4 protein-coding genes, 1 other RNA gene and 1 pseudogene are annotated in these 26,815 nt (G+C 70.7%); 1 reads left to right on the top strand and 5 read right to left on the bottom strand.

Features of this window, described 5'->3' with window-relative positions; translation table 11 throughout:
* Positions 1-1,400: 1,400 nt before the first annotated feature.
* On the bottom strand, positions 1,401-2,825 hold the full coding sequence (locus ENSA5_RS15880; RefSeq protein WP_106392508.1) for a cytochrome P450: 1,425 nt from the start codon (positions 2,823-2,825) through the stop codon (positions 1,401-1,403).
* A gap of 576 nt (positions 2,826-3,401) precedes the next feature.
* On the opposite strand from ENSA5_RS15880, the gene ssrA reads away from it, so the two are divergent.
* Positions 3,402-3,904, top strand: a transfer-messenger RNA (tmRNA) gene (ssrA, locus tag ENSA5_RS15875).
* Between the two features lie 139 nt (positions 3,905-4,043).
* On the opposite strand, the gene ENSA5_RS15870 is transcribed toward ssrA, so the two are convergent.
* The 4 genes and pseudogenes from ENSA5_RS15870 to ENSA5_RS15855 all read right to left on the bottom strand — a co-directional run.
* Entirely contained in the window at positions 4,044-4,544 is a 501-nt protein-coding gene (locus tag ENSA5_RS15870) for a hypothetical protein (protein WP_146155747.1), read from the bottom strand.
* A 109-nt stretch (positions 4,545-4,653) separates the two neighbouring features.
* Positions 4,654-10,287: a type I polyketide synthase gene (locus tag ENSA5_RS15865; RefSeq protein ID WP_106392506.1), complete on the bottom strand. Its 5,634-nt coding sequence runs from the start codon at positions 10,285-10,287 to the stop codon at positions 4,654-4,656.
* A 19-nt stretch (positions 10,288-10,306) separates the two neighbouring features.
* On the bottom strand, positions 10,307-19,915 hold the full coding sequence (locus ENSA5_RS15860) for a type I polyketide synthase (RefSeq protein ID WP_106392505.1): 9,609 nt from the start codon (positions 19,913-19,915) through the stop codon (positions 10,307-10,309).
* Positions 19,908-26,420 (bottom strand): annotated as a pseudogene (locus ENSA5_RS15855) (SDR family NAD(P)-dependent oxidoreductase); the annotation flags it as partial. The gene ENSA5_RS15860 and the pseudogene ENSA5_RS15855, both read right to left, overlap by 8 nt.
* Positions 26,421-26,815: the final 395 nt, after the last annotated feature.

Below are 26,815 nucleotides of genomic sequence, written 5' to 3'. Positions count from 1 at the left end.
CGCAGATTCTGCTTTCTATGCGCTGCGGGTTCCCTGGGGCCGGGGGTTGGATGACGGCGGGGGGCCCGGCGGGCTCCGAGGGTCCCTCGAAGCGAATTCACTCACCGGGGGTATGAGCTGTGTCGGTCTTCGGGTAGTCCGAGTGACCGGCAGCGCTTCGGTTGGGGCGGATAGGCCGTGAAAACTTCGCTCCGAGGGACCCTCGGAGCCCTGGTAGCCGGGCCGTCGTGTTGCAACCGGTGGCTCCGCTGCGAGCCTCGGTCGGATGGGGTCCGGCGCTTCGGGTCACCTGGGACCGAGGGTTGGATGACGGCGGGGGGCCCGGCGGGCTCCGAGGGTCCCTCGGAGCGAATTCACTCACCGGGGGCATGAGCTGTGTCGGTCTTCGGGTAGTCCGAGTGACCGGCAGCGCTTCGGTTGGGGGGCATACGCCGTGAAAACTTCGCTCCGAGGGACCCTCGGAGCCCTGTTAGCCGGGCCGTCGTGTTGCAACCGGTGGCTCCGCCTCAAGCCTCGGTCGGATGGCACCTCGGGCTTCGGAGCGGGGTCACCCCGGGACCGAGGGTTTATTGACGGCGGGGGGGCCCGGCGGGCTCCGAGGGTCCCTCGAAGCGAATTCACTCACCGGGGGCATGAGCTGTGTCGGTCTTCGGGTAGTCCGAGTGACCGGCAGCGCTTCGGTTGGGGGGCATACGCCGTGAAAACTTCGCTCCGAGGGACCCTCGGAGCCCTGGTAGCCGGGCCGTCGTGTTGCAACCGGTGGCTCCGCTGCGAGCCTCGGTCGGATGGCACCTCGGGCTTCGGAGCGGGGTCACCCCTCGCAAAGAGCAGAGCGCAAAAAGGGCTACAGGAGGTCCGAGCTCGGGGTATCGCCGTACGAAAAGCACCTTCGACGCGCAGCTGACCGACCTGGTGGTGGTGTACCAAGAGCCTTCTGCACTCCAGATGGAGAGGCGACGCCCCGAGCTCGGACCTCCTGTGGCCCCGCGCGGACTCCCGACGGCCACGAGAGAGCTTCATCAACGGGTCCGAGCCGCCCGGAACGTACTTCAGGCACGGTCGGATGGCACCTCGGGCTTCGGAGCGGGGTCCCCCCCCGCAAAGAGCAGAGCGCAAAAAGGGCTACAGGATGTCCGAGCTCGGGGTATCGCCGTACGAAAAGCACCTTCGACGCGCAGCTGACCGACCTGGTGGTGGTGTACCAAGAGCCTTCTGCACCCCAGATGGAGAGGCGACGCCCCGAGCTCGGACCTCCTGTGGCCCCGCGCGGACTCCCGACGGCCACGAGAGAGCTTCATCAACGAGTCCGAGCTGCCCGGCCCGAAGCCCGGCGCGGACTTCGGGCACGGATGGCGTCCGGTGCATCGGAGCGGGGGGCACCAGACTTCGGGCACGGGCGATTAGCTGTGGAAGGGGCAGCCCGTCGCTGCCTCAGGGCGCTGACCTGCGCCAGCGTGCGGCTGGCGCGGGCCCCGGGGCGAGAGGCGGATGGGGAAGTCCTGCTTGGGCCCTGTGGTCAAGGTCGTGCGAACGTAGTCGACCTTGTTGGGGCTGCACAGCTCGGCCTCGTGGCTCGTGAGCAAGGTGCCGAGCACGACCGCCGCTTCGAACTTGGACAGCGCGGCGCCGAGGCAGCGGTGGGCGCCGCCGCCGAAGGGGAGGAACTCAAAGGGGCTCGGGCGGTGGTCCAAGAATCGCTCTGGACGGAAATTCTCGGGATCTCCCCAGATGTTCTCGTCGTGGTGGAGCAGGTAAGTTGCGGGGGCGACGTAGGTCCCGGGCGGAATCACCCACTCACCTAGTTCCCATGTCTTGCCGAGCCGTCGGGTGGTGAAGGGGGCCGGTGGGCAAATGCGCAGCGTCTCGTCGATGGTCGCGTTGAGGAAGGGCAACTGTGTGAACGCGACGGGATCACCGTCGGGGCCGACCGTGTCGAGCTCGTCGCGGAGGCGCCGGAGGGCCTCGGGGTGGCGATGCAGGAAGTACATGGCCCAGGTCAGGGCGTAGGCCGTGGTCTCGTAGCCCGCGACCAGGAGGCTGTAGAGGTTGTCGCGAATCTCGATATCCGACATTGACGAGCCGTCCTCGAATCGACCGCAGGCCATCGAGGTCAGCACGTTGGGCTCGTCGGGGCTCTCGGTCCGTGCGCGAGCAATTCGCTCGTAGAGCAGGGCGTCCAACTTCTGCGCTGCGAGCTTGTACCGGCGGTATGGCGTGAAGGGCCCGAGGTCGCGCTGCAAGTGGCGGGTGACCAAGAAGAAGGGGTGCTGTGCCCTCATGGTATTTCGGGCAGTTTGATACATGCGATCTTCTTCGCGTTGTCCGTTCGCGCCAAATATGATGCGGACGATCACGCGGGTCGTCAGCTCCGCCATACTCGAGCGGCATGGAAACACCTGGCCCGCTGTGCCACCGCGGAACACTCGCCGCGTGGTCGCGGCGATGGTCTCGCCCCACGGGCCCAGCGATGACGCGCAAAAGGACGGGGTGAGTAGCTTGCGCAGTCGTTGGTGCTGCTCGCCAACGCTCATGGCAACCGAGCGCGGGCCGATGATGATGTCGGCTGCCTCAGGCAGGGCGCCGTCGAAGGTCGACTCTGGCGCGGTGAAGATTTTGCGCACCAACTCCGGCTCGGAGGTCAGCACCATCTTCCCCGAGATCTCGTTGATCGTGAAAGTCGGTCCGTAGCGGCGCTTCCAGCTGCGCATTGCACCTGCGACATCGCCCGCGATGCCGAGTGTCGCGAGCAACCGCGAGCGTGGGCCCGACGGGAGGCGGTGGGCGCGAAGATCACCGAACGCCTCGTAATCGATCATTTCGATCATGAGCCGAGCGTACCGTCTGTGGTGTGTAATGTCAATATTAGCAGCTGCTAGTTATGCGTCTGGAGATCGCTTCAGTTCCCCTGTTGTACCAGTATGTTAGGTCTGTCGTCCCGGCACGTACAATGTGTGACTCACGACTCAAAGTCGTCTGGTGAAAGCGCCAGGGCTGTTTTTGGGATGCGAGAGGATTGTGAACTCTCGCGCCAGCTCCGGGACACTACAAGGTAGAATTGGCGAGGGGCGAGTGCGATATCGTCCGGCTTCGATGCGGTAATGTTGGCAGTATGCCAACGATGCATGCCAGCTGTTGAAGATCTAATTCAACAGTTTCCATATCGAGATGTCACCGCGTCACTAAGACTATTTGTTCTGACACAGTACTGAGGGCTGGGAGTTGGGCGGTTTTGCGCAATTTGTGCGCTAAGTGCCCGTTAATGTGGCGAGGCCTGCTGCTGCGCGAAGTTGCAAGGTTGCGCAATGTACGCGATCGCCCTCGGTGTGTCGCCTCTTGCGTCGGTGGAGGAAGCGGACATACTCCCTGCCAGAACACGTACGAGCGTCACAAAACGACACTCAGGGGGTGCATTGGCATTCGACGTGGGTACGGAAGGTGAAGACAGCGTGCCGCGGGTCCAGCGCCGCGTTACAAACGCCGGGAAAACACAGCTGCCAACGACAGCAACTACGGCCGTCTGGCCGTTGCAGCCTAATTAGCTGCACGCCTGCGTTTGAGGCGCCTCAGTAGGGCGTAGGCGTCAGCACAGAGGCTAGCAGCCCGGGGTGCAATGCCTCGCGCCGCCTCGCTTGGCCTCTTCGCCGAGGGCTTTGTCGCCAAAACTTGCAGTACGCCCGGTATCGCGCCCTCGGCGAAAATTCCGGCGCGAGGCGACACGATGCATTGCACCCCGGGCTGCTAGCGAACCGGAGGTCCCGGTCGGTGCGCGAAACTCAGGGACTCGCTTCCGAGAGGGCCCGTCTGTGGGCATGCTCGGCGGTCAAACCCAAATCCGCAGACTACGCACGTAGACGTCCCATCGGAAGACTCGCGGACCCGGGTTCGACTCCCGGCGCCTCCATTGCCAGATTTTTCCACTCTCCGCGCCCACGAGCCGCGCCACGCGATTCGCGCGGGGCATGGACACGAAAAACTACGTTCACGCCCTCTTCGTCACCCAGTGCCCGGCGCCAGTGAGCGCTCGATGCGAGCGCGAACTCGACTCAGAGCGTGATTTTCTCAAATGCGTAGTTGTCGGGGTACGGGGGCATCGGCAATCCGGCCCGGGTGTAGTGGCGCTCGACCTGCCTGGCGGCGTCCTTGAGGCTCGCGGCCGTGACCGTCGGGACCAGCGCGTTCGGAGAGATCCACTGCAGCGCGGTCACGACGCCACGCAAAACGGGGTTGGACATGATGAAGACTTGGCCCAGGACCACGCCTCGGAACGCCTCGTCTTCCTTCTCGCCGAGCAAGGCCAGCTCCTTGCGCATGACCGCGTCGGGCGGCGTCATGTTGGACACGTCCGAGACCAGCATGGCCTTCTGGCCGAGGGACATGGCGCGGGCGTAGGCTGGATTGCGGACAGCATACCACTGCTCCATCACCTCCATATTCACCACACCGACCGTGTTCGCGAAGAAGATGGGCGAGTACGTATCATCCCAGTGGACTTCACAGCCCGGGGCCTTGATGCGGGTGATACCCTTCAGTGGTGGAGCTGCCATGGCGCTCTGCAGACGGTAGATCCAACCTCAGTTCAGCGTCAAGCTCGCGTGAAAGAGCGGACTGCGCAAATGAGCGTGACGCAGCGCACGAGCTCAGCCGCGTCGGCGCTTAGCTACCATCACCCACGAAACTGGCACCCCCGTCCGAGTCGGAGGGGTCGAGGCGCTCGAGCCAGCGTAGGACCAGGTCCGCGACATGGTCGGAGCGATCGGTGATGATCCCGAAGTGATTGACCTCGGTCTTGATGATGTCGAGGCGATCGAACAGCGCGGGCCAAGGGGTGAGGTCGTTGGCGAAGGCCACGGTTTCAGAGAACGCCGCGCAGTGAATGTACAGGCTCGGCGTCTCAATTCGCGGCCGTGGCGTCTCCCACGCGGCATCGCAGAGCTTTGCGTTCCATCGAAATGCCGAGAATTGATAGAGGTATTCGCTGTCGACGCGATCCGAGCCGGTTCCAATCAGGTGTTGGGTCGTCGAGCGGACAAATGGTGGGTACAGCAGCTCGTCGTCGCTCGTGCCGGGATAAGCGCTGTCGATCAGGATCATCGCAACGGGGCGGTTCGCCCCGGTCGCCTCGATGTGCGCGAGGACATGGTAGGCCAGTAGACCCCCGGCGGAGTGGCCGAGCATGACCCAGGGCCGGCTCGGGTCGAGGCACTGCTGCAATGCCTCGTACTGATGCATGACCTGATCGTGCCAGGTCTCGGGCAGGGGATCTTCGATCGAATAGCCGAGCATGGAGGTCGCCCACACTGAGGCCCGATCACCCAAGGACCGCGCGACCTGAAAGTACTGAAACGCGGAGGCGGGGGGGCCGTAGGACGGCGGGCAGTAGATCTGAAGCCCGGCGTTGCTGCGCGAGAGGAGCACGGGGCGCGGGATCACCGGGGCCCGGGCCTCGGGGTCCTGCATTCGTCGGATGTCAGCGAAGTTGTCGAACAGGTCGAGGACCGTGCGAAAGCGTTCATGGCGATTGGTGACGAGGCGCGTAAATGCGCTGTGCCACTCGCTGCTCTGCGCGAGCCGCTCCTCGCGCGTGGATCGCCACATGTCGACCCACACGTCGCCCTTCGACTCCCCTGCGTTCGGGCGGGCGGGCGCGGGCTTGCGCGCGGCCATGCGCGCGGACAGCTGCTCGTGGAGCGAGGCGGCGAGCTGCTCGAGGGTGGGGTGGTCGAAGGTGAGGGTTGCGTCGAGGCTCAGCTGCGTGGTCGCTTGCAGACGGTTGCGCAGCTCGATCGCCATCAGCGAGTCGACGCCGAGCTCGGAGAAGTCGACCTCCGGGTCGAGGGCGTCGGTGTCGGCGGAGCCGATCACCGCGGCGACCTGACGGGCGACGAACTCACGCACGAATTGTGCTCGGTCTTCAACCGGGACCGTGGGCAGCTCGTCGAGCAGCGAGCGCGAGTCGTCAGCGACGCTTTCGTTCGGCTCGGGCGGCAAGATTTCGTCGAGTAGGTGGCGTGCGCTGCCGCGCAGATGGGCGCGAGCGAATGCCGGCCAGTCGATGTCGATGATGGCATCGTTGGTGTGCCCCTCACGCAGCGAGGCCTGCAGCGCGGCGATCGCCATGGCCGGATCCATCGCCGAGACCGCAGCGTCCATCGCAACATCCGTCGCCATGCCGCCGCCGGCCCACGGGCCCCAGGCGACCGCGATCGCAGGGAGGCCGAGGCTGCGCCGATGCGCGGCCATCGCGTCGAGGAAATGGTTGGCGGCCGAGTAGTTGGATTGGCCCGGGTTGCCGAGGGTGCCCGCCAGCGACGAGAACAACACGAAGTGATCGAGGCTCAGCTGCTTGGTCGCCTCATGCAGGTTCAAGGTGCCGTCGAGCTTGGGCGCGAGCACGCGAGCGAAGCGCTCGGGCGTCAGCTCGGTCGCGAGCGCGTCGTCGACGACGCCGGCGGTGTGGATGACGATCCGCGGGGTCAGCTCGTCGCGCTCGAGGTCGGCGAACAGACGCTCGACCGAGTCGCGACTGCCCACGTCACAGGCGACGACCGAGGCGCTCACGCCCCGGGCCTCGAGCTCGTCGAGCAGCGAAGCTGAGCCCGGCGCGTCGGCTCCGCGGCGGCTGGTGAGTACGAGCGGCCCCGCCCCGAGCTCAGCGAGCCAGCGCGCGACGTGAGCCCCGAGCGCCCCGGTCCCACCGGTGATGAGGACCGGACCGCGAGGCTCGAACGCCGCGGTCGAGGGCTCGGGACCTGCGGCGTGTACGAGTCGCCGCACGAACAGGCCCTCGGCCCGCAGCGCGAGCTGGTTCTCGATCTCTGCGGCGCCCAGGACGGCGCCGACGAGCCCGAGCAGCTCGGCGTCGGGCTCGGCCGGGAGGTCGAGCATGCCGCCCCAGTGAGCTGGATGCTCGAGCGAGAAGCTGCGCCCGTAGCCCCAGCTCGTCGCCTGGCTTGGGTTGGTCAGCGGGTCGGCGTCGCCGACCGAGACGGCGCCTTGCGACACCAGCCACAGCGGCGCGCGGACATCGAGATCCACGAGCGCCTGGGACAAGTGGACGTTGAGGGCGAGGCCGACCGGCGTCGTGGAGTGCTCGGGGTGCCGGGACTCGTCGAGGGCCAGGAGCGAGAGAAGGTACGCAGGTCGAGGGGCGAGCGCGTCGCGGAGCGCGGTGGCGGTCTGGGTTCGAGTCGCCGCGAGGGGCAAGGCGAGGGTTCGTGGGTGCCCGAGCGCGTCCACGAGGGCGGTCACGAGCGAGCTCGCGGCCAGCGACGCGGGCACGACGACGAGCCCGCCCTCGGGGACCGCGGCGTCGAGGTGCCGCGCGGCGGGCCGCCAGCGAAGCTCGTGGCGCCACTGATTGCTCCGCTGGCGCAGTCGCCACGACGAGAGCGAGGGCAAGAGCGAGCCGAGCGCGGCGCGGCGCTCGTCGTCGAGCTCGAGCTGCGCGGCCAACGAGTCGAGATCGCCGTGGCCGACGGCGGCCCAGAACGCGTCGGCGTCGGGACCGGCCCCGGGGGCCCGTCCGGGCGTCGCCTCGTCTGGCGTGACCCAGTAGCGATCGCGACGAAAGGCGTAGGTTGGGAGGTCGATGAGCCTGGGCGCGTAGGGCGAGAGCACCGCTGGCCAATCGACATCGACGCCGCGGCAGTGGAGGCTCCCGAGCGCGTGGAGCAGGGTCTGGTGCTCGTCGCGATGCTTGCGCATCGTGCTGATGATGGTCGTGTCGTCGAGCTCGCCCTCGGGCAGACACGCGGCGGCCATCGACGAGAGCACGCCGTGGGGCCCGATCTCGACGAGCACGTTGGCGCCGGCCGAGCGCAGGGCGCGGACGCTGTCGAGGAAGCGCACGGGCGAGCGGACGTGTCGGGCCCAATAGCTGGGATCGGTGTGGAGCTCGGCGCCAGCGATCGCGCCTGAGATGTTGGACACGATCGGGATCGACGGCGGGCGGAAGCTGATTGAGCGGGCGACTCGCGTGAGCGGGTCGAGGATCGGCTCCATGTGGTGAGAATGAAACGCGTGCGAGACGGTCAGCCGCCGGGTCTTGCGCTGGAGGGCCTCGAAGTGAGCGCGGACGGCCTCGACCGCGTCCTCGTCCCCGGATACGACTGTCGAGGTCGGGCCATTGATGGCGGCGATGTCGAGCCCTCGGTGGCGCTCGACGACCGGGCGGACCTCCGCCTCGGACGCCTGGATCGAGACCATCGCGCCTCGGGACGGGAGCGCCTGCATCAGTCGGCCGCGGGCCTCGATGAGCTTGGCCGCGTCGGCGAGTGACATGACCTCGGCGACACACGCGGCGACGAGCTCGCCGATCGAGTGGCCAAGGACGATGCTCGGCCGGACCCCCCAAGACTCGAGCAGGCGATAGAGCGCGTATTCGACGACGAACAGCGCCGGCTGGGTGTAGCGGGTCTGGTCGATGAGCGCGGCCGCGTTCGTGCCCGGCTCTGCAAACACGATGTCGCGCAGCGACGCGCCGATGAGCTCGTCGAAGTGGCCGCAGGCCTCGTCGAACGCGGCGCGAAACCCCGGCGAGGACTCGTAGAGGGACCGGCCCATGCCGACGCGTTGGGCGCCTTGACCCGTGAACAGCACGGCGAGCTTGACGGGGCCCTTGGCGACCCCGGTGGTGACGCTCGGGTCTTGGCCGCGTCGGGCGAAGTCTTCGAGGGCCGCGCGCGGAGTGCTGCTGACGACGCACGCGCGGTGCTCGAAGTGCGTGCGCGCGGTCGCGAGCGAGAACGCGACGTCGACCAGCCTTGCGTCGTCGGCTGCGATGCGGTCGCGCAGCCGCGCGGCCTGGCCAGCCAGCGCATCGAGGTGGCGCGCCGAGATGAGCAGCGGGACGCTCGGCGGTGGCGCGAGCGCGGCGGCGCCTGGCTCGGCGGGCTCGGCGGGCGCGGCGGGCTCGGCGGGCGCGGCGGGCTCGGCGGGCTCGGCGGGCGCGGCGGGCTCGGGGCCCTCGAGGACGACGTGGGCGTTGGTCCCGGACATCCCAAACGAGGACACGCCGGCGACGCGCCGCCCGGCGATCGCTGCCCACTCGACGGCGTCGCGGGGCAGGGCCAGCGGGGTGCCGGCCAGGTTGATCCGCGGGTTGACGTGGCGCAGGTGCAAGTTGGTCGGGATCTGGCGGTGCGCGAGCGCGAGCAGGACCTTGATGACGCCGGCGACCCCGGCCGCGCCCTCGAGGTGACCGATGTTGGTCTTGACCGCGCCGAGCCAAAGGCGGGAGTCGTCTTCGCGGGGGCGGCCGTAGACCGCCTTGATCGCCTCGAACTCGATCGGGTCCCCGAGCGCGGTGCCGGTGCCGTGGCACTCGAGGTAGCCGACGTCTCGGGGCTCGAGCCCGGCGTTGTCGAGGGCGCCGCCGAGCAGCTCTTGCTGCGCGAGCACGTTTGGCGCGGTCAGCCCGGCCGAGCGCCCGTCCTGATTGACGGCGGAGCCGCGGATGAGCCCGAGCACGCGGTCGCCGTCGCGCCGGGCGTCGGCGTAGCGCTTGAGCACGAGCAGCCCGCAGCCCTCGCCGCGGACGAAGCCGTTGGCCGAGGCGTCGAAGGCCTTGCAGCGCCCGTCGGGTGACAGGGCTTGGGTCCGGGCGATCGCCGCGGTCGTACGTTCCGACAAGATCAGGTTGACGCCGCCGGCCAGCGCCAGCTCGGAGTCTCCGGCGCGCAGACTCTGGCACGCGAGGTGGAGGGTCACGAGCGAGCTCGAGCACGCCGTGTCGACGGTCATCGCCGGGCCTTGGAGGCCGAGCACGTAGGACAGGCGCCCGGCCGCGGTGCTGGCCATGACGCCGGTCGTGTCGAAGGGGCCGAGCTCGTCCGCGGCCTGGGCCTCGACGTGGTCCCCGTAGTCGACGGTGCACAGGCCGACGAACACGCCGGTCTTCGACGCGCGCAGTGAGGCCGGGATCATCCGGGCGTGCTCGAGCGCCTCCCAGGCGACCTCGAGGAGCAGGCGCTGCTGCGGATCGAGCGACCTGGCTTCGCGCGGCGTGATGCCGAAGAAGGCCGGGTCGAAGCCGTCGACCTCATCGTCCGCGAGGATCCCCGCCCAGCGCGGCACCCCTTCGGGCCACGGGCCGACGCTGCGCTGCGGCGGCAGCTCGCGGACCATGTCGCGCTTTTGGATCAGCGTGTCCCAATACTGCGCGGGCGTCGAACCGCCCGGGAAACGACAGGCCATGCCGACCACGGCGATCGGCTCGTGGAGTTGGCTCTCGAGCGACTGAATCCGCGCTTTGGCGCGCAGCAGCGCGTCGCGGACGCGTGCGGACACCTTTGAGCTGTCTTTATCTTTAGTCACCGAGCAATCCCTCGAGTTGTGCGAGTTCGTCGAGCAGGTCGTCGTCTTCGTCGACCTCGACGTCGAGCTCTGGATCGAGCTGAGAATCGTCCGTCGCGCGCCGCGGGGGCGGGGCCTCGGCCGCGGGCTGCTCGATGAGCAGGCCGCCGAGGTACTGCGCGATCGCGTTTGGTGAGGGGTAGGTCCAGATCGCGGTCGACGGGAGCTCGACGCGGGTCGTGGTCTTGAGGCGGTTGCGTAGTTCGATGCCCATGAGGCTGTCAACTCCAAGCTCCACGAAGGGCGTGTCGGGATCGATGGTCGCGGGATCCGAGCGCACGACCTTGGCGATCTCCTCGAGCACGTGCTGCAGCAGCAGCTGGGCAGCCGCCGAGGGCGCGCTCGTTGCAGCGAGCTCGGCGAGCAGCTCGCTGTGGGTCTCTTGCCTCGGGCTCTCGCTGAGCATGCGTTCGAGGAAGGGCCAGCTCGCTGCTTCGGGGTAGTACTCGACCCACTGCTGGACGTCGATCGGGCACGGGGCGATGTTGGTCGCGGCGGTCCCGACGAGCGCGGCGAAGATCTCGACGCCCTCGTCGGGTCGCAGCGCGGTGATGCCTCGGCTCGACAGCCGCGCGCCGCGGATGTCCTCGCTCGCGGCCAGGCCGACCTCCGAGAACGCGCCCCAGTTGAGCGAGAGGCCGGGCAGCCCGAGCTGCTTGCGGTGGTGGGCGAGGGCGTCGAGGAAGGCGTTGGCGGCCGCGTAGTTGCCCTGGCCGGGGCTACCGAAGAGCGCGGCTGCGGAGCTGTAGCAGACGAAGAAGTCGAGCCCGAGCTCCTTGGTCAGCTCGTGGAGGTTCCACGCGCCCGCGACCTTCGGCGTCATCACGCGCTCGAACTTCTCGACGCTTTGGTTGATGAGCATCGCGTCGTCGAGCAGGCCAGCGGCGTGGATGACCCCGCGCAGGGGCGCGGCTTCGGTCAGCTCCGACAGCGCGGCCGCGAGCGCAGCGCGATCGGCGACGTCGACGGCGACCGCGCTCACCCGGGTGTCGCCGGCCTCGATCGCCGCGATCGTCTCGCGCTGGACATCCGTCGTCACGCCGCGGCGGCCGAGCAGGATCAGGTGGCCCGCGCCTTGCTCGGCCAGCCAGCGCGCGAGCGAGAGCCCGAGGCCGCCGAGGCCACCGGTGATCAGATAGCTGGCCTCGGACCCGACGAGCGACGCGCTCGCGGACGCGGGCACGGAGATCACTGGCGGCTCGTCTTCTTGCGGGGTCAGGACGAACTTGCCGATGTGGCGGCCACGGCCCATCTCCCAAAATACGTCGGCGACGCGCGAGAGCGGGTGCTCGAGGCGGGGCAGCGGCGCGAGCACGCCCGCGCGGACGTGCTCGAGGACCTCGACGAAGACCTCGCGGAGGCGCTCGGGCGCATGGAAGACCATCTCGCCGACGTTGACGAGGGTGTAGCTCAGGCCGCGGGCAAAGGGCGCCATCGCGAGCTGCGCGTTGGTCAGCGCGTCGCGGAGACCGAGGTCGATGAAGCGGCCCCCGTGGCGGACCAGCCCGAGGCTCTTGCGCATCAGCTCGCCCGCCAGCGCGCTGATCACCACGTCGACGCCCTCACCCCGGGTCCATCGGGCGACGTCCTCGACGAAGGCGGTCGAGCGCGAGTCCGAGACGTGCTCGACGCCCTGCTCGCGCAGCCAGGCGCGCTTGTCCTCGCTGCCGGCGGTCGCGTAGATCTCTGCGCCGACATGCCGGGCCCACTGCAGCGCCGCGAGCCCGACCCCGCCGGTCGCGGAGTGGATCAGCACGCGCTCGCCGGCCCGGAGGCGGGCGACGTGGTGGAGGCCGTAGTAGGCGGAGATGTGGGTGATCGGGAGCGTCGCTGCGTCGGCGCAGGACAGCTCGTCGGAGATCGGGAACACGAACTTCGCGTCGGCGAGGACGTGGGTGCCGAAGCCGTCGGCCGTGATCGCGATGACGCGCTGGCCGACCTCGAGCGCGCCGCTATCGGGCCCAAGCCGGGTGATGACGCCCGCGCACTCGAAGCCGAGCTGAACCCTGTCGCTGTCGCCGTCGCCGATCGGCGGCACGACCCCGGTCGCGAGCAGGACGTCGCGGAAGTTGATGCCAGCCGCGGCGACGGCGAGCTCGACCTGTCCGACCCCCGGCTCGGCGCGCTCGAACGCGACGAGCTCGAGCGAGTCGAGCGAGCCGGGCTCGCCAACCTCGACACGGTAGGCGTGATCGCCCGCGACCTGGGTCTGGTAGCGAGCCTCAGGCGGGACCGTGGCGGGTCCGAGCCGCGCGACGTAGCGGGCGTCGTGCCGCAGCGCGACTTGATCTTCGTCGGTGTCGGACAGGGTCAGCGCGACGAGTGAGGCGAGCTCGTCGGCATCGTCGAGGGCGCCAAGGTCGACCCGCAGCGGTCGCAGCGTGGCGTGCTCGGAGCGGAGGGTGCCGCCGAGGCCCCAGACCAGGGCCTGGGCGGGGTTGACAGGCCCGGCGCCGCGCGGCGACTGGGCGTCGAGGGTGACCATCACGAGGCGAGGCAGATCCCGAAGCCCGCGGGCCATCAGGCTCTGGACGAGGTGCATGACGCCCAGCCAGCCGGACCGTCCGCCGTCGAGGGGGGCGTCGGGCGGGACCTCGTCCATCGTCGGCCCGTCGAGGGCCCACAGACAGAGGATGCCGTCGAGGGGCTGATCGAGGAGCGCGCGCTCGAGCGCCGCGTCGACCGCCCGCGGGTCGCGGGGATCGAGCTCGGCTGCGATCTCGACGCTGGCGCCCTCGTCGCTGAGCAAGGCCGCCACGCGGTGGGCGAAGCCGCGGCGATCGGCCAGCAGCAGCCAGCGGCCCGGGGCGTCGAGGCGCTCGACGGCCTCGTCGAGCTCCTGCCACGAGACCTCGAGCAGGACGTCGGCGAAGGGGCCGCTCGAGGTCTCGCGCTCGTCGAGCGGCTGGGTGCGGAGGCCCTCGATGACGCCAAGCGGGACGCCCTCGGCATCCCACAGGTTCAGATCGGCGACGGGCAGACCCTCTCGCGCGCTGGGTCGCGGGACCATCGCGCACCACAGCGGCCCGCGCCCAGGCGGACGCGCGAGCCGCATGCGCTCGATCGACACGGGCACCGAGGGTCCATGCTCGGCCCCGGCGCCCAGCAGCGGCGCGAGCCCGACGTGAAAGCAGGCGTCGAGCAGCGCCGGGTGAACCACGAAGGCCCCCGCGTCGCCGGCGTCTTCGGGCAGCTCGACGCGGGCCAGCGCCCCGTCGCCGCTGGGGTCGAGCCAGACCGAGCTGACCCCCTGAAACGCGGGCCCGTAGTTGAGGCCCATGCTCGCGCCGAGGCTGTAGAGCTCTGCGGCCGCGTGGGCTTCGACGAAGCGCGCGCGGAGCTCGTCGAGCGAGGCGCCGAGGTCGAGTTCATCGAGCGCTCGGGTGACCCGGGCCGAGGCCAGGGCCTGCCAGCCCTCGGGCCCCGACTCGGCGATCGTCACCCGCCACGAGCTCGGGCCGTCGTCCGCGAGCGCGACTTGGATCGTCGCTCCCTGACCCGGGCGCAGCAGCAAGGCGCGTCGGAGCGCGAGCTCCTCGACGACGACCGCGTCGGCTCCGGACACCTCGCGGGCGGCAGCCAACGCGAGCTCGGCGAAGCCGGCTCCGGGGAACAGGCACGCCTCTTCGACGCGATGGTCGTCGAGCCAGGTGGGCGCGTCGGCGGCCAGGACCGGCTCCCAGAAGGTCGTGTCGGCCGGCTGCGACATGCGAAAGGCAGGCCCGAGCAGCGGGTGAGCGCCCGCCGTGGCGACGGTGCTCGGGCGCCGAAGGGCGTCGGCCAGCTGCGGTGGTTCACGCCAGTAGCGGGCGCGGTCGAAGGCGTAGGTCGGGAGATCGACGACGCGCGGAGCGTGAGCGGCGTAGAGCCGCGACCACTCGATCGCGTGGCCGCGGCAGTGCAAGGCCGCGAGCGAGAGCAGGACCCGATCGAGGCCGCCCTCGTTGCGGCGCAAGGTCCCGATCACCGCGCCGCGGGCTCCCTCGCTGTCGAGGATGCCGTCGAGCGCGACCGACATGATGGGGTGGGGGCTGATCTCCACGAACACGCGATGGCCGGTGTCGAGCAGGGCCCTGCTCGCTTCGGCGAAGCGGACGCGGTGCCGGAGGTTGCGGTACCAGTACGCCGCGTCGAGCTCGGGGCCGGTGACCGGCTCGGCGCTGACCGTGGACATCATCGAGAGCTTGGCCGGGCGCGGCGTGAGGCCGTCGAGCGCGGCGAGCAGCGGCGCCTGGATCGGCTCGATATAGGCGCAGTGCGAGGCATAGTTCACGCGGACCCGGCGCGCGAAGATCCCCGCGGCCTCGAGCGCGTCGACGAGCTCGTCGACGGCGGCTGGCTCGCCCGACACCACGGTCGAGGCGGGCCCGTTGTCGACGGCCACGGCCACGCGCGCAGCGTAGGGTTCGAGCCACTCGGCGAGCTCGTCGATCGCCAGTGACACCGCCGCCATCGCGCCTTCGCTGAGCTCCCTGGCGATGATGCGGCTGCGCAGCGCGACGGCCTTGGCGGCGTCGTCGAGCGAGAGCGCGCCGCACACGTACGCGGCCGCGAGCTCGCCTTGCGAGTGTCCGATGACGGCGTCGGGCTTGACGCCGAGTTCGTCCCACACGGCCGCGAGCGAGACCATCATTGCGAACAGAGCCGGCTGCACGACGTCGACGCGCTCGAGCGACGCGGCGTCGGGCTCGTCGCGCAGGACCGCGAGCAGGGACCAGTCGGTGTGGGGCGCGAGGGCCCTGGCGCAGGCCTCGATCGAGCGTCGAAACACCGGCGACTGATCGAGCAGCTCCCTGGCCATGCCGACCCACTGCGCGCCCTGGCCGGGGAACACGAACACGACCTTGCCGCCCGGGTTGACGCGGCCGTCGACGTAGGCGGCGTGGGGGACACCGCGCGACATCGCGTCGAGCGCAGCCTCGAGCTCGGCGGGCTCGGAGGTCACGATGCAGGCGCGATGCTCGAACTGTGAGCGGGTCGTGGCCAGGGAGTAGCCGAGGTCGACGAGGCGCGGCGTGTCGGTCTCGAGCCGCTCGCGCAGACGCTGGGCCTGGCCCCGGAGCGCGTCGGGGCTGCGGCCCGACAGCGGCACGAGCACCGGCTCGGCGAGCGGCTCCGCGGGCGCGGGCGCGGACCCGGACCTGGGCTCGTCCGCGTCGGTGGGGGCCGCGGGGGGCTCTTCAATGATCACGTGGGCGTTGGTGCCCGAGATCCCGAAGCTCGACACGCCCGCCCGGCGGAGGCCGGCCTCGGGCTGCGGCCACGGTCGCAGCTCGTCGACGATCTCGACCGGCAGCTGATCCCACTCGACCAGGGGGTTGCGCGGCTTTGTGTGGATCGTCGGGGGGATCGCGTCGTGGCGCAGCGCGACGATGACCTTGGCGATACCGGCGAGCCCGGCGGCGAGCTCGAGGTGACCGATGTTGGTCTTGATCGCGCCAAGCATCAGCGGCCGATCCGGCGGACGCTCGCCGAACACCGAAGCCAGCGCCTGAATCTCGATCGGGTCGCCGACCTTGGTCCCGGTCCCGTGGCACTCGACGTAGTCGACCTCGGCGGGGTCGAGCTCGGCGCGGGCGAGGGTGGCGCGGAGCACCTTTTGCTGGGAGCTGCCGTTTGGGACGGTGATGCCGCTGCTTTGACCGTCGTGGTTGATCGCCGTGCCCCTGACGATGCCGAGGACGTTGTGGCCCTTGGCTCGTGCCCGCGACAGCCGCTCGAGCGCGACCACGACCACGCCCTCGCCGCGCCCGTAGCCGTCGGCGTTGGCGGAGAAGGTCTTGGACCGCCCGTCGGGCGCCGACGCGCGCATCTTGGACAGCGCGATGAACACGTCCGGCGCGGCCATGACCTGGACGCCGCCGGCGAGGGCGACCTCGCACTCGCCGTCGAGGATCGCGTTGCAGGCGAGATGCATGGCGACGAGCGAGGAGGAGCAGGCCGTGTCCAGGGCGACCGCCGGGCCCTGGAGGCCGAGGTGAAAGGCGAGGCGGCCGGCGGCGAAGGAGGCGTGGGTCCCGAGCACGCCGTAGGCGTCCGCGCTCTTCATCGGGTTGAGCAGGCCGTAGTCGCCGTAGCCGGCCCCGACGAACACGCCCGTCGCGGAGTCGATCAGCGACGAGGGCACGATCCGCGCGTGCTCGAGCGCCTCCCACGAGGCCTCGAGCAGGAGGCGGTGCTGAGGATCGATGTTCTCGGCCTCGCGCGGGCTGATGTTGAAGAACTTGGGATCGAAGAGATCGATGTCGTCGATGAACCCCGCCTCGCGCACGTAGGACTTGCCGAGCGCGTCGGGGTTGGCGTCGAACACCGAGTCGAGGTCCCAGCGGTCGGCGGGCACCGGTCGGATCGCGTCGACCTCGTCGACGAGCAGGCGCCACAGCCCGTCGAGGTCGCGCACGCCCCCGGGCAGGCGCAGGCCGACGCCGACGAGCGCGATGGGATCGTCGGTCGTGCGCAGGCGCGGGCCAGGGGCCGAGGGGCTCGGCCCGGCGGACACGCCGGACAGCTCGTCGATCAAGAAGTCGCGCAGGCGCAGGGAGGTCGGGTGGTCGAAGGCCAGGGTCGCGGGCAGGCCGAGCCCGAGCTTGGCCTGGAGGCGGGCGCGGAGCTCGACGGCCATCAGCGAGTCGAGGCCGAGGTCGGCGAACCCGCTGTCGGGTCGCAGGGGCGCGGACGAGGGCAGCCCGAGGACCCCCGCGGCCTCGTCGAGGACGAGCTCGAGCACCCGCTGCGCGCGGTCCTCGGGGCGCATCGAACGCAGCTCGGCGGCGAGGGACTCGGGCGGGCGCGGCGAGGGGTCGGGCTCGGAGCTCGGCTCGGGTTCGGAGCTCGGCTCGAGGCCCGCGCTGTCCGACCCGGACGCGGTCGAGCTCGCGTCGATCCAGTAGCGCTCGCGGGCAAAGGCGTAGGTCGGCAGCTGCACGCGACGCGGGGCGTAGGGGGCGAAGAAGGCTCGCCAGTCGATGTCCACTCCCTCGCAGTGCAAGGCGCCGAGCGCCGCGACGAGGGTCTCGAGCTCGGGCTTGTCCTTGCGCAGCGAGGCGATCAGCGTCGTCGAGGTCTGGCGGTCCTCGGGCACGCACGCGGCGGCCATCGAGGTGAGCGCGCCGTGGGGCCCGAGCTCGAGCAGGACCGAGGCGCGGAGCTTGGCGAGGGTCCGGACGCCGTCGAGGAAGCGCACGGTGCCGCGAACGTGGCGGCGCCAGTAGCTCGGGTCACACAGCTCGGCGCCGACGACCTCGCCGGTGAGGTTCGAGACGACCGGCACCCGCGGCGGTCGGTACTCGACCGACGCGGCCACGCGCTCGAAGGCGTCGAGCAGCGTGTCCATGCGCCGGGAGTGGAAGGCGTGCGAGACGTTGAGCGCTTTGGTCTTGCGGCCGAGCCCGGCGAAGTGTGCGGCCACGGCCTGGGCCGGCTCCTCGTCGCCTGAGATGACCGCGGAGCTTGGACCGTTGAGCGCCGCGATGTCGACGCTCGGGTGGTCTCCGAGGTGCTCGATGAGCTCGGCCTCGGAGGCCTGAATCGAGACCATCGCGCCGCCGGCCGGGAGCGCCTGCATCAGCCGAGCGCGGGCCGCGACGAGCTTGCAGGCGTCGGCGAGGGAAAACACGCCGGCGACGTGGGCCGCCGTGATCTCGCCGAGCGAGTGCCCGAGCAACAGGTCCGGGACCACGCCCCAGCCTTCGAGCACGCGAACCAGCGCGACCTCGATCGCGAACAACGCGGGCTGGGTGTACTCGGTTTGATCGAGCCGCCGCGCGTCGTCGGTGCCGGCGTCCGCGAACACGACCCGGGCCAGGGGTTGATCGAGCAGGGGATCGAAGGCGGCGCAGACCTCGTCGAAGGCGGCGCCGAACCCAGGCAGCGCGGCGTGGAGCTCGCGGCCCATGCCCGGGCGCTGGGCCCCCTGACCCGTGAACAGCAGCGCGAGCTTGGCCGGGGCCTTGACGAAGCCGCGTCGCTGAGCGCCGCCGCGCTCGAGCGCGAGCGGCAGCTGCGAGGCCGGGACGAACATGCGGTGCTCGAAGTGCGAGCGGGTCGTGGCCAGCGAGAACGCGAGGTCGAGGGCCGACGCCTCGGTCGTGGCGAGGTGCTCGCGCAGTCGCGTGGCCTGGAGGTCGAGCGCGAGCTCGGACCGCGCCGACAGCAGGATGGGCAGCTCGGCCGGCGGCGCGACAGGAGCCGCCACGGTCGGCTCGGGCTGGAGCTCAGGCGGGCCTTCGAGGAGCACGTGGGCGTTGGTGCCCGACAACCCGAAGGACGAGACCCCCGCGATGCGTCGGCCGTCGATCGGCGCCCACTTCGTGGCTTCGCGGAGCAGGGTCAGCGGGGTGTCGTTGACGTTGATGCGCGGGTTGAGGTGGCGCAGGTGCAGGTTCGGGGGGAGCTGTCCGTGCTCGAAGGCCAGCAGCACCTTGATGACTCCGGTGACCCCGGCGGCCGCTTCGAGGTGACCGATATTGGACTTGACCGCGCCGAGCCAGACCTTCGAGCCGTCCTCGCGCGGGGCGCCGAGCACGGACTTGAGCGCCTCGACCTCGATCGGATCGCCCAGCGAGGTGCCGGTGCCGTGACACTCGACATAGCCGACCTCGCGGGCCTCGACCTGCGCGAGCGCGAGGGCGTCGCGGAGCAGGGCCTCCTGGGCGCGGACGTTGGGCGCCGTCAGGCCCGTCGAGCGGCCGTCTTCGTTGATCGCCGACCCGCGGATCAGGCCAAGAATTGTGTCGCCGTCGCGCTGGGCGTCGGCGAGTCGCTTGAGGACCACGAGCCCGCAGCCCTCGCCGCGCACGAAGCCGTTGGCCGCGGCGTCGAAGGCCTTGCAGCGGCCGTCCGGCGACAGGGCCTGGGTGTACGACAGGCTGTGCGTGGTCTTCTCGGACAAGATCAGGTTGACGCCGCCGGCCAGCGCCAGATCCGAGTCGCCGCTGCGCAGGCTCTGGCATGCGAGGTGGAGCGTGACCAGCGAACTCGAGCACGCGGTGTCCACGGTGATCGCCGGGCCCTGCAGACCCAGGACGTAGGACACGCGACCGGCGGCCGTGCTCATCATGTTTCCGGTCGTGTCGTAGGCGCCGCGGGCCAGGCCGTCCAGGCGGTGCTCAACCCGATCCTTGTAGTCGAGCGTGCACAGGCCCACGAACACGCCGGTCTTGGTCCCGCGCAGGGCATCGGGGAGCTGCCCGGCGCGCTCGAGCGCCTCCCAGGCGACCTCGAGCAGGAGGCGCTGCTGGGGGTCGAGAGGCAGGGCCTCGCGCGGCGCGATCCCGAAGAAGGCCGGATCGAAGCGATCGACGTCGTCGAGCAGGCCGCACCAGCGCGGGACGCCGTCGGGCCACGGCCCGATCAGGCGCTCGTCGGGCAGCTCCCGGATCATGTCACGACCCTCCATGAGGGTGAGCCAAAAGTCCTCCGGGGTCGGACCGCCGGGGACGCGGCACCCGACCCCGATCACGGCGATCGGAGCTCGCTCCTTGGACTCGAGCTCTGCGACGCGCTTTTTGAGCTGACGGACCGCGACGAGCGCGCGCTGGGTGATCTTGTCGACATCAGACATCGATGATGCCCTCCAATCCCTCGAGCTCTTCGAGGAGCAATGCGGCGGCGGCCTGGTCGCCGAGTTCGAGCGTGGTCTGGTCTTCGGCGCCCTCGTCGGCCTCGCCGTCCTCGCTCGCGTCGCCGCTCTCGGCGAAGCTCTCGGCGAGGAACTCGGCGAGCGAGCGCGGCTCCGGGTAGGTCCAGATGGCGGTCGACGGCAGCTGGACGCTGGTCGTGAGCTCGAGGCGGTTTCGCAGCTCGATGCCCATCAGGCTGTCAACGCCGAGCTCGGCGAAGGGCGTGGCGGGGTCGAGCTGGGCCGTGTCCATCCGGATGACCCGCGCGAGCTCGTCGAGCACGAGGTTGAGCAGCAGCTTGTGTCGCGCGGCCGGGCTCGCGGCCTCGAGCTGGGCGAGGAGCTCGCTGTCGGCCTCGCCGCCCGAGCGAGCGTCCTCGGCCAGGAGCTGCTCGAGGTAGGGCCAGCTGGCCGCCTCCGGATAGAACTCGACCCACTGGTGGACATCGAATGGGCAGGGCGCGACCTGAGTGAGCGAGCTGGACACGAGCCGCCCGAACAGCTCGACACCCTGGGCGGGGCTGAGCTCGGTGATCCCGCGACCGCTCATCCGCGCGCCACGAATGTCCGCCGCCGCGGCGAGGCCGACCTCGGAGAACACGCCCCACCCGAGTGACAGGGCCGGCAACCCGCGGCCAAGCCGATGGTGAGCGAGCGCGTCCAAGAACGCGTTGGCGGCGACGTAGTTGGCCTGGCCGGGGCTGCCGAGCAGCGACGCGGCCGAGCTGTAGAGCACGAAAAAGTCGAGCTCGAGCTCCGCGCTGAGCAGGTGCAGGTTCCAGGCGCCGGCGACCTTGGGCGCCATGACCCGCTCGAAGCTCTCGACGTCTTGGTGGACCAGCATCGCGTCGTCGAGCAGCCCCGCAGCGTGGACGATGCCGCGCAGGGGCAGCTCGGCGGGGAGCTCGGCGATGATCTTGGCGAGCGCCGGGCGATCTGCGACGTCGACGGGCGCGACGCTGACCCGGGTGCCCGCGGCCTCGATCGCGGCGATCGCCTCGCGCTGTTCGTCGCGCGTGACCCCGCGACGGCCGAGCAGCACGAGGTGTCCGGCGCCCTGATCGGCCATCCACCGCGCGAGCGCGAGCCCGAGGCCGCCGAGGCCACCGCTGATCAGGTAGCTGGCGTCGGCCGAGAGCGTCGGCTGGCTCGCGTCGATCTCGACGGCGATCACCGGGGGCTCGGGCTCGTCCGTGGTCAGCACGAACTTGCCGATGTGGCGGCCGCGGCCCATCTCCCAGAACACGTCCTGGGCCTCGGACAGCGGCGCGTCGCGGTGCGGCAGCGGGGTGAGGGTGCCGGCGCGGAGGTGTTCGAGGACCTCCTCGAAGACCTCGCGCACGCGCGCGAAGGAGTGAACGATCATCTCGCCGACGTTGACGAGGGTGTAGCTGAGGCCGCGGGCGAAGGGCCGCAGCGCGAGCTCGGCGTTGGCCAGGGCGTCGCGGAGCCCGAGGTCGACGTAGCGGCCACCGGGTCGGAGCAGCTCGATGCTCTTGCGCATCAGGTCGCCCGAGACCGCGCCGATCACCACGTCGACGCCCTCGCCCCTGGTCCAGCGCGCGAGGTCGGTCGCGAAGCAAGCCGAGCGCGAGTCGGACACGTGCTCGATGCCCTGCTCGCGCAGCCACGCGCGCTTGGCCTCGGTGCCGGCGGTCGCGTAGATCTTTGCGCCGACGTGTCGGGCCCACTGGAGGGCCGCGAGCCCGACCCCGCCCGTCGCCGAGTGAATCAGCACGCGCTCACCAGCGCGGAGGCGGGCGACGTGGTGGAGGCCGTAGTAGGCGGAGATGTGGACGATCGGCAAGGTCGCGGCGTCGGCCGTCGAGACGCCGTCGGGGAGCGCGAACACGTGGCTGGCGTCGAGCACGATCCGGGTCGCGTAGGCGTCGTCGGTGAGCGCGACAACCCGCTGGCCGAGCTCGAGACCCTCGACCTCTGGGCCGACCCGGACGACGGTTCCGGCGCACTCGAACCCGAGGCGCACGCGATCGGAATTCCCGCTCGGTGAGACGATCGGCGGTACGACGCCGGTTGCGAGCAGCACGTCGCGAAAGTTGACCCCGACAGCCTCGACCGCGACCTCTGCCTCGCCCGGCGCGAGGGCGTTGGGCTCGAAGGCGACGAGGCGCAGCGAGTCGAGGGAGCCGGGGCGCTCGACCTCGAGGCGGTAGGGCTCACCCTTGGCTCGACGCCGCTGGTAGCGGGCCGGCGCCGGGAGCTCGGCGTGTCCGAGGCGGGCCGCGAGGCGGGTCGGGCCGCGCACGACGATCTGATCTTCGTCGGTGTTCGAGACCGCGAGCGCGGCGAGGCTGGCGAGCTCGTCGTCGTCGTCGAGCTCGCCGAGGTCGACACGCAGCGGTCGCAGGGCCCCCTGCTCGGACCGGATCGACCCACCGAGGCCCCAGACCAGGGCCTGTTCGGGGCGTGTCGCCGCGCGGGTCGGCGCCTGGGCGCGGTGGGTGACCAGGACGAGGCGCGGGGGATCGCGCAGGCTCAGCTGGGCGAGGCGCTGGACCAGCGCGAGCGCGCCCGCCCAGCCCGCGCGCCCGGCCTCGAGCAGGGCCTCGGGGGCGAGTGAGCTCATCTCGGGCGCGTCGAGTGACCACAGGCAGATGATGCCCGCGAGGGGATCGCGGAGGGCCTCGTCGAGCGCGGCGTCGAGGCCCTCGCCGTCGAGGGGGTCGAGCTCAGTCGTGAGCGTCACGTCCACGCCGTGGGCTTGCAGGCGCGGCTCGAGCCGCGCGCCCACGCCGTGGCGATCGCCGAGGACCAGCCAGCACGCGCCCTTCGACGGGTTGGGCTCGGAAGCTTCGAGCGCGTGCCAGCTGACCTCGAGCAGCGAACGCGCGAGCGGGTCGCTCCCGCGATGAGCCGCGCCCGCGAGGGGCCGCATGTGCAGGCCCTGGACCCGGGCGATCGGCGCGCCGTCGGCGTCCCACAGCTGCAGGTGTGCGACGCTGCGCTGGCCCTCGTCGTCGTCGATGGCCTCGGTCGTGGCCGCGCACCACAAGGGCCCGGCCCCGAGGGGACGCCGCAGCTCGACGCGATCGATGCGTACGGGGACGGCCGGGCCGCGGTCTCGGTCTGCCTGCTCGCCCTCGTCGAGCATGCCGGCGAGGCAGACCTGAAAGCACGCGTCGAGCAGCGCGGGGTGGGCCATGAATTTGTCGGCTCGGCCTGCGGCTTCGGGCAGCTCGATGCGCGCGAGGGCGCCCGCGCCCTCGGGGGCGAGCCACAGCGCCTCGACGCCACGAAAGGCCGGCCCGTAGTTGAGGCCCATGCGCGACGCGAGCGCGTAGAGCTGGGTCGGATCGCGGGCGTCGGTGTGGCGTGCGCGGACCTCGTCGAGCGCAGGCGCGTCGCTGGCCTCGTCGAGCGCGAGCGCGATCCAGCCGGCGGCGAGAGTCTGCCAGTCGCCCCCGTCGGCCTCCGACACGGTCACGCGCCACGAGCCCGCGCCGCGCTCGCTCGCGGCGACCTGGATGGTCGTCGCCGAGTCGTCACGCAGGACCAGCGCCCGGCGCAGATCGAGTCGCTCGACGGCGAGCGCCTTGGCTCCCGACGCCGCGCGGCCGCTGGCGAGGGCGAGCTCGACGAACCCGGCCCCGGGGAACAGACACGCGGCCTCGACGTGGTGGTCGCCGAGCCACGCCGGGATCTCGGCTGAGAGCGAGGCGTCCGCGAAGATCGTCCCGGGCGCCGTCGACATGCGGAAGGTGGGCCCGGTCAGCGCCTGGCCGGTCGCGCTGACGGTCCGCTTCGAACGCGTCACGGCGGCCGGGTGCGGGGCGTCGAGCCAGAGGCGCTGGCGGTTGAACGCGTAGGTCGGCAGCTCGACGCTGCGGGCCTCGTGGGCGTCGAACAGGCGCCGCCAGTCGAGCTCGTAGCCCTGGCACAGGAGCTCGCCGAGCGAGAGCATCATCTTCGCCAGGCTGCCCTCGTTGCGTCGCAGCGTGCCGACGACCGCCGCGTCCATGTCGTGTGCGGCGAAGGTGCCGCCGAGCGCGACCGGCAACACGGGGTGCGGGCTGATCTCGACGAACAGCCGATGCCCGCTGTCGAGCAGGGCCTCGGTCGCCTGGGCAAAGCGGACGGGCTGGCGCAGGTTTCGATACCAGTAATTCGCGTCGAGCTCGGTGCCGTCGAGGGGTTTGACGTCGACGGTCGAGACCATCGGGATCGCGGCCGCGCGCGGGGTTAGATCACCGAGCACGTCGACCAGCGGCTGGCGGATCGACTCGATGTGCGCGCAGTGGGACGCGTAAGTTACCCGGATCTTGCGGGCGAACACGCCCTCGGCCTCGAGCGCGGCGACGAGCTCGTCGATCGCCTCGGGGTCACCGGACACGGCGGTCGAGGTCGGGCCGTTGTCGACCGCGAGCGCGAGGCGGTCGCCGAAGCGCGCGAGGTGGGGCTCGAGCTGCTCGGCCGAGAGCGAGAGCGCGGCCATGGCCCCCGCGCCGAGCTCGTCGGCGATCATCCGCCCGCGCAGGGCGACGATCTTGGCGGCGTCGGCGAGCGAGAGCGCGCCGGCGACGTGCGCCGCCGCGATCTCGCCCTGAGAGTGTCCGACGACCGCGTCGGGGATCACGCCGAGGGCCCGCCAGACCGCGGCCAGCGCGACCATGATCGCAAAGAGCACCGGCTGCACGACATCGACGCGCTCGAGCGAGGCCGCGCCGGGCTCGCCGCGCAGGACCGCGAGCAGCGACCAGTCGGTGTGGGGCGCGAGGGCGCGAGCGCAGGCCTCGATGGCCTCGCGAAACACCGGCGACTCGACGAGCAGCTGCTTGGCCATGTCGGTCCACTGCGAACCCTGGCCGGGGAACACGAACACGACCTTGCCGGATAGGTTGGCGACGCCGTCGACGTAGCGCGGCTCGGGCGTCCCGGCTGCGAGGGCCGCGAGGCTCGCCTCAGCCTGCGCGCGGGTCTCGGACACGATCGCCGCGCGGTGCTCGAAGGTCGTGCGCGTCGTGGCCAGCGAGTAGGCGACGTCGCGCAGCTCGACGTCAGCGCGGCGCTCGAGCTGCTCCTGCAAGCGGGAGGCCTGGCTGCGCAGCGCGGCTGCGGACTTGCCCGACAAGAGCAGCAGGGCCGGCCCGCTCGCGGGGGCGCGGGAGCGCTCGGGCTCGGGCTCGGGCTCGGGCGGCGGCGGCTCCTCGATAATTACGTGGGCGTTGGTGCCCGAGATGCCGAAGCTCGACACGGCCCCGCGCCGGACCCGTTCGCCGCGCGGCCACGGCTTCGGCTCACGGGCGAGCTCGACGGTGCCGTCCGACCAGTCGATGTAGGGGGAGGGCGAGTCTGCGTGGAGCGTCTTCGGCAGGCGCTCGTGCTCCATGCTCAGGACCAACTTCATGATCCCGGCCACTCCGGCCGCGGCCTGGGTGTGGCCGAAATTCGACTTGATCGAGCCGAGCCACAGCGGGCGCTCGGGCTCGTGCCCTCGGCCGTAGGTCGCGAGGAGCGCGTGGGCCTCGATCGGATCGCCGAGGCGGGTGCCCGTGCCGTGGGCCTCGACGACGTCGACGTCGCCGGGCGAGAGCTGGCAGTTGGCCAGCGCGGACCGGATCACGCGCTGCTGTGCGGGGCCGTTGGGCGCGGTGAGGCCCTGGCTGCGACCGTCTTGGTTCAGCGCCGAGCCGCGGATGAGCGCCAAGACCCGGTGACCGTTGCGCTGGGCGTCGCTGAGGCGCTCGAGCACGAGCATGCCGCCCCCCTCGGCCCAGCCGGCGCCGTCGGCCTCGGCCGAGAAGGCCTTGCAGCGGCCGTCGGGCGAGAGGGTCTTGAGCCGCGAGAAGGACAGCAGCGGCTCGGGGGTCGAGAAGGCCGTCGCGCCGCCGGACAGCGCGAGGTCGCACTCACCCTTGCGCAGGGCCTGGCAAGCGAGGTGCAGCGTGACGAGCGAGGTGCTGCACGCGGTATCGACGGTCAGCGCGGGGCCCTGCAGCCCGAGGGTGTAGGCGATGCGGCCGGAGCTGACGCTGTAGAGGTTGCCGAGGGTCGCGTAGCCGTCCTCCGCGTGCTCGGGCGCGGGCGCGAGGCTCAGGTAGTCGTCGTAGCAGACGCCGACGAACACCCCGGTGTTGGTCTCGTAGAGTGACTCGGGGACGATGCCTGCGTGCTCGAGCACTTCCCAAGACAGCTCGAGCAGCAGCCGCTGCTGCGGGTCGATGGCCGCGGCCTCGCGCGGGCTGATGCCGAAGAAGCCGGGGTCGAACAGGCCCGGGTGATCGATGAAGCCCCCGCCGCGCGTGTAGGTTGTGCCGACCTTGTTTGGGTCGGGGTCGTAGAGCCCGTCGAGGTCCCAGCCGCGGTCGGTGGGGAGGGGCGTGACGGCGTCGCGGCCTTCGTCGAGCAGCTCCCACAGCTGCTCGGGCGTGCGTACGCCGCCGGGAAAGCGGCAGGCCATCCCGACAATGGCGATCGCCTCGTTCTGTTTGGCCTCGATCTCCTCGAGACGTTGTTTCGTCTGTCGGAGCGCGGTGGTCGCCCGCTCGAGATATACGCGAAGTTTCTGCTCGCCAGCCTCACTCATGTAAATAACTCCTCGACGTCGTGGCGCTGAAATTGCGGGCCCAAGTCGCCCGAGCCGATCCTCGAACTCGCGGTCGTCGCTCGGACCCCTGCTCGGGGATTTCGCTGACCGTGGGGTCATCGGCGTTTCTCACGAAATGCGCGTACTTGTCTTGACGTGAAAAAGGTGCCTTGGCTCACTCGTTTGAGATCCGCCAAGGATGTTCGATCGAGTTGCGGTCGAGCCGCAGAGCGCGGGCAGCGGGCGAGATTCAGGGGACCGCTGCATGGCCTACTCGAGACTCAGGGTACCGCTGCATG

The sequence above is a fragment of the Enhygromyxa salina genome, from assembly GCF_002994615.1.
GTDB lineage: Bacteria > Myxococcota_A > Polyangia > Nannocystales > Nannocystaceae > Plesiocystis > Plesiocystis salina_A.
This window is presented reverse-complemented; position numbering and strand designations above follow the sequence as displayed.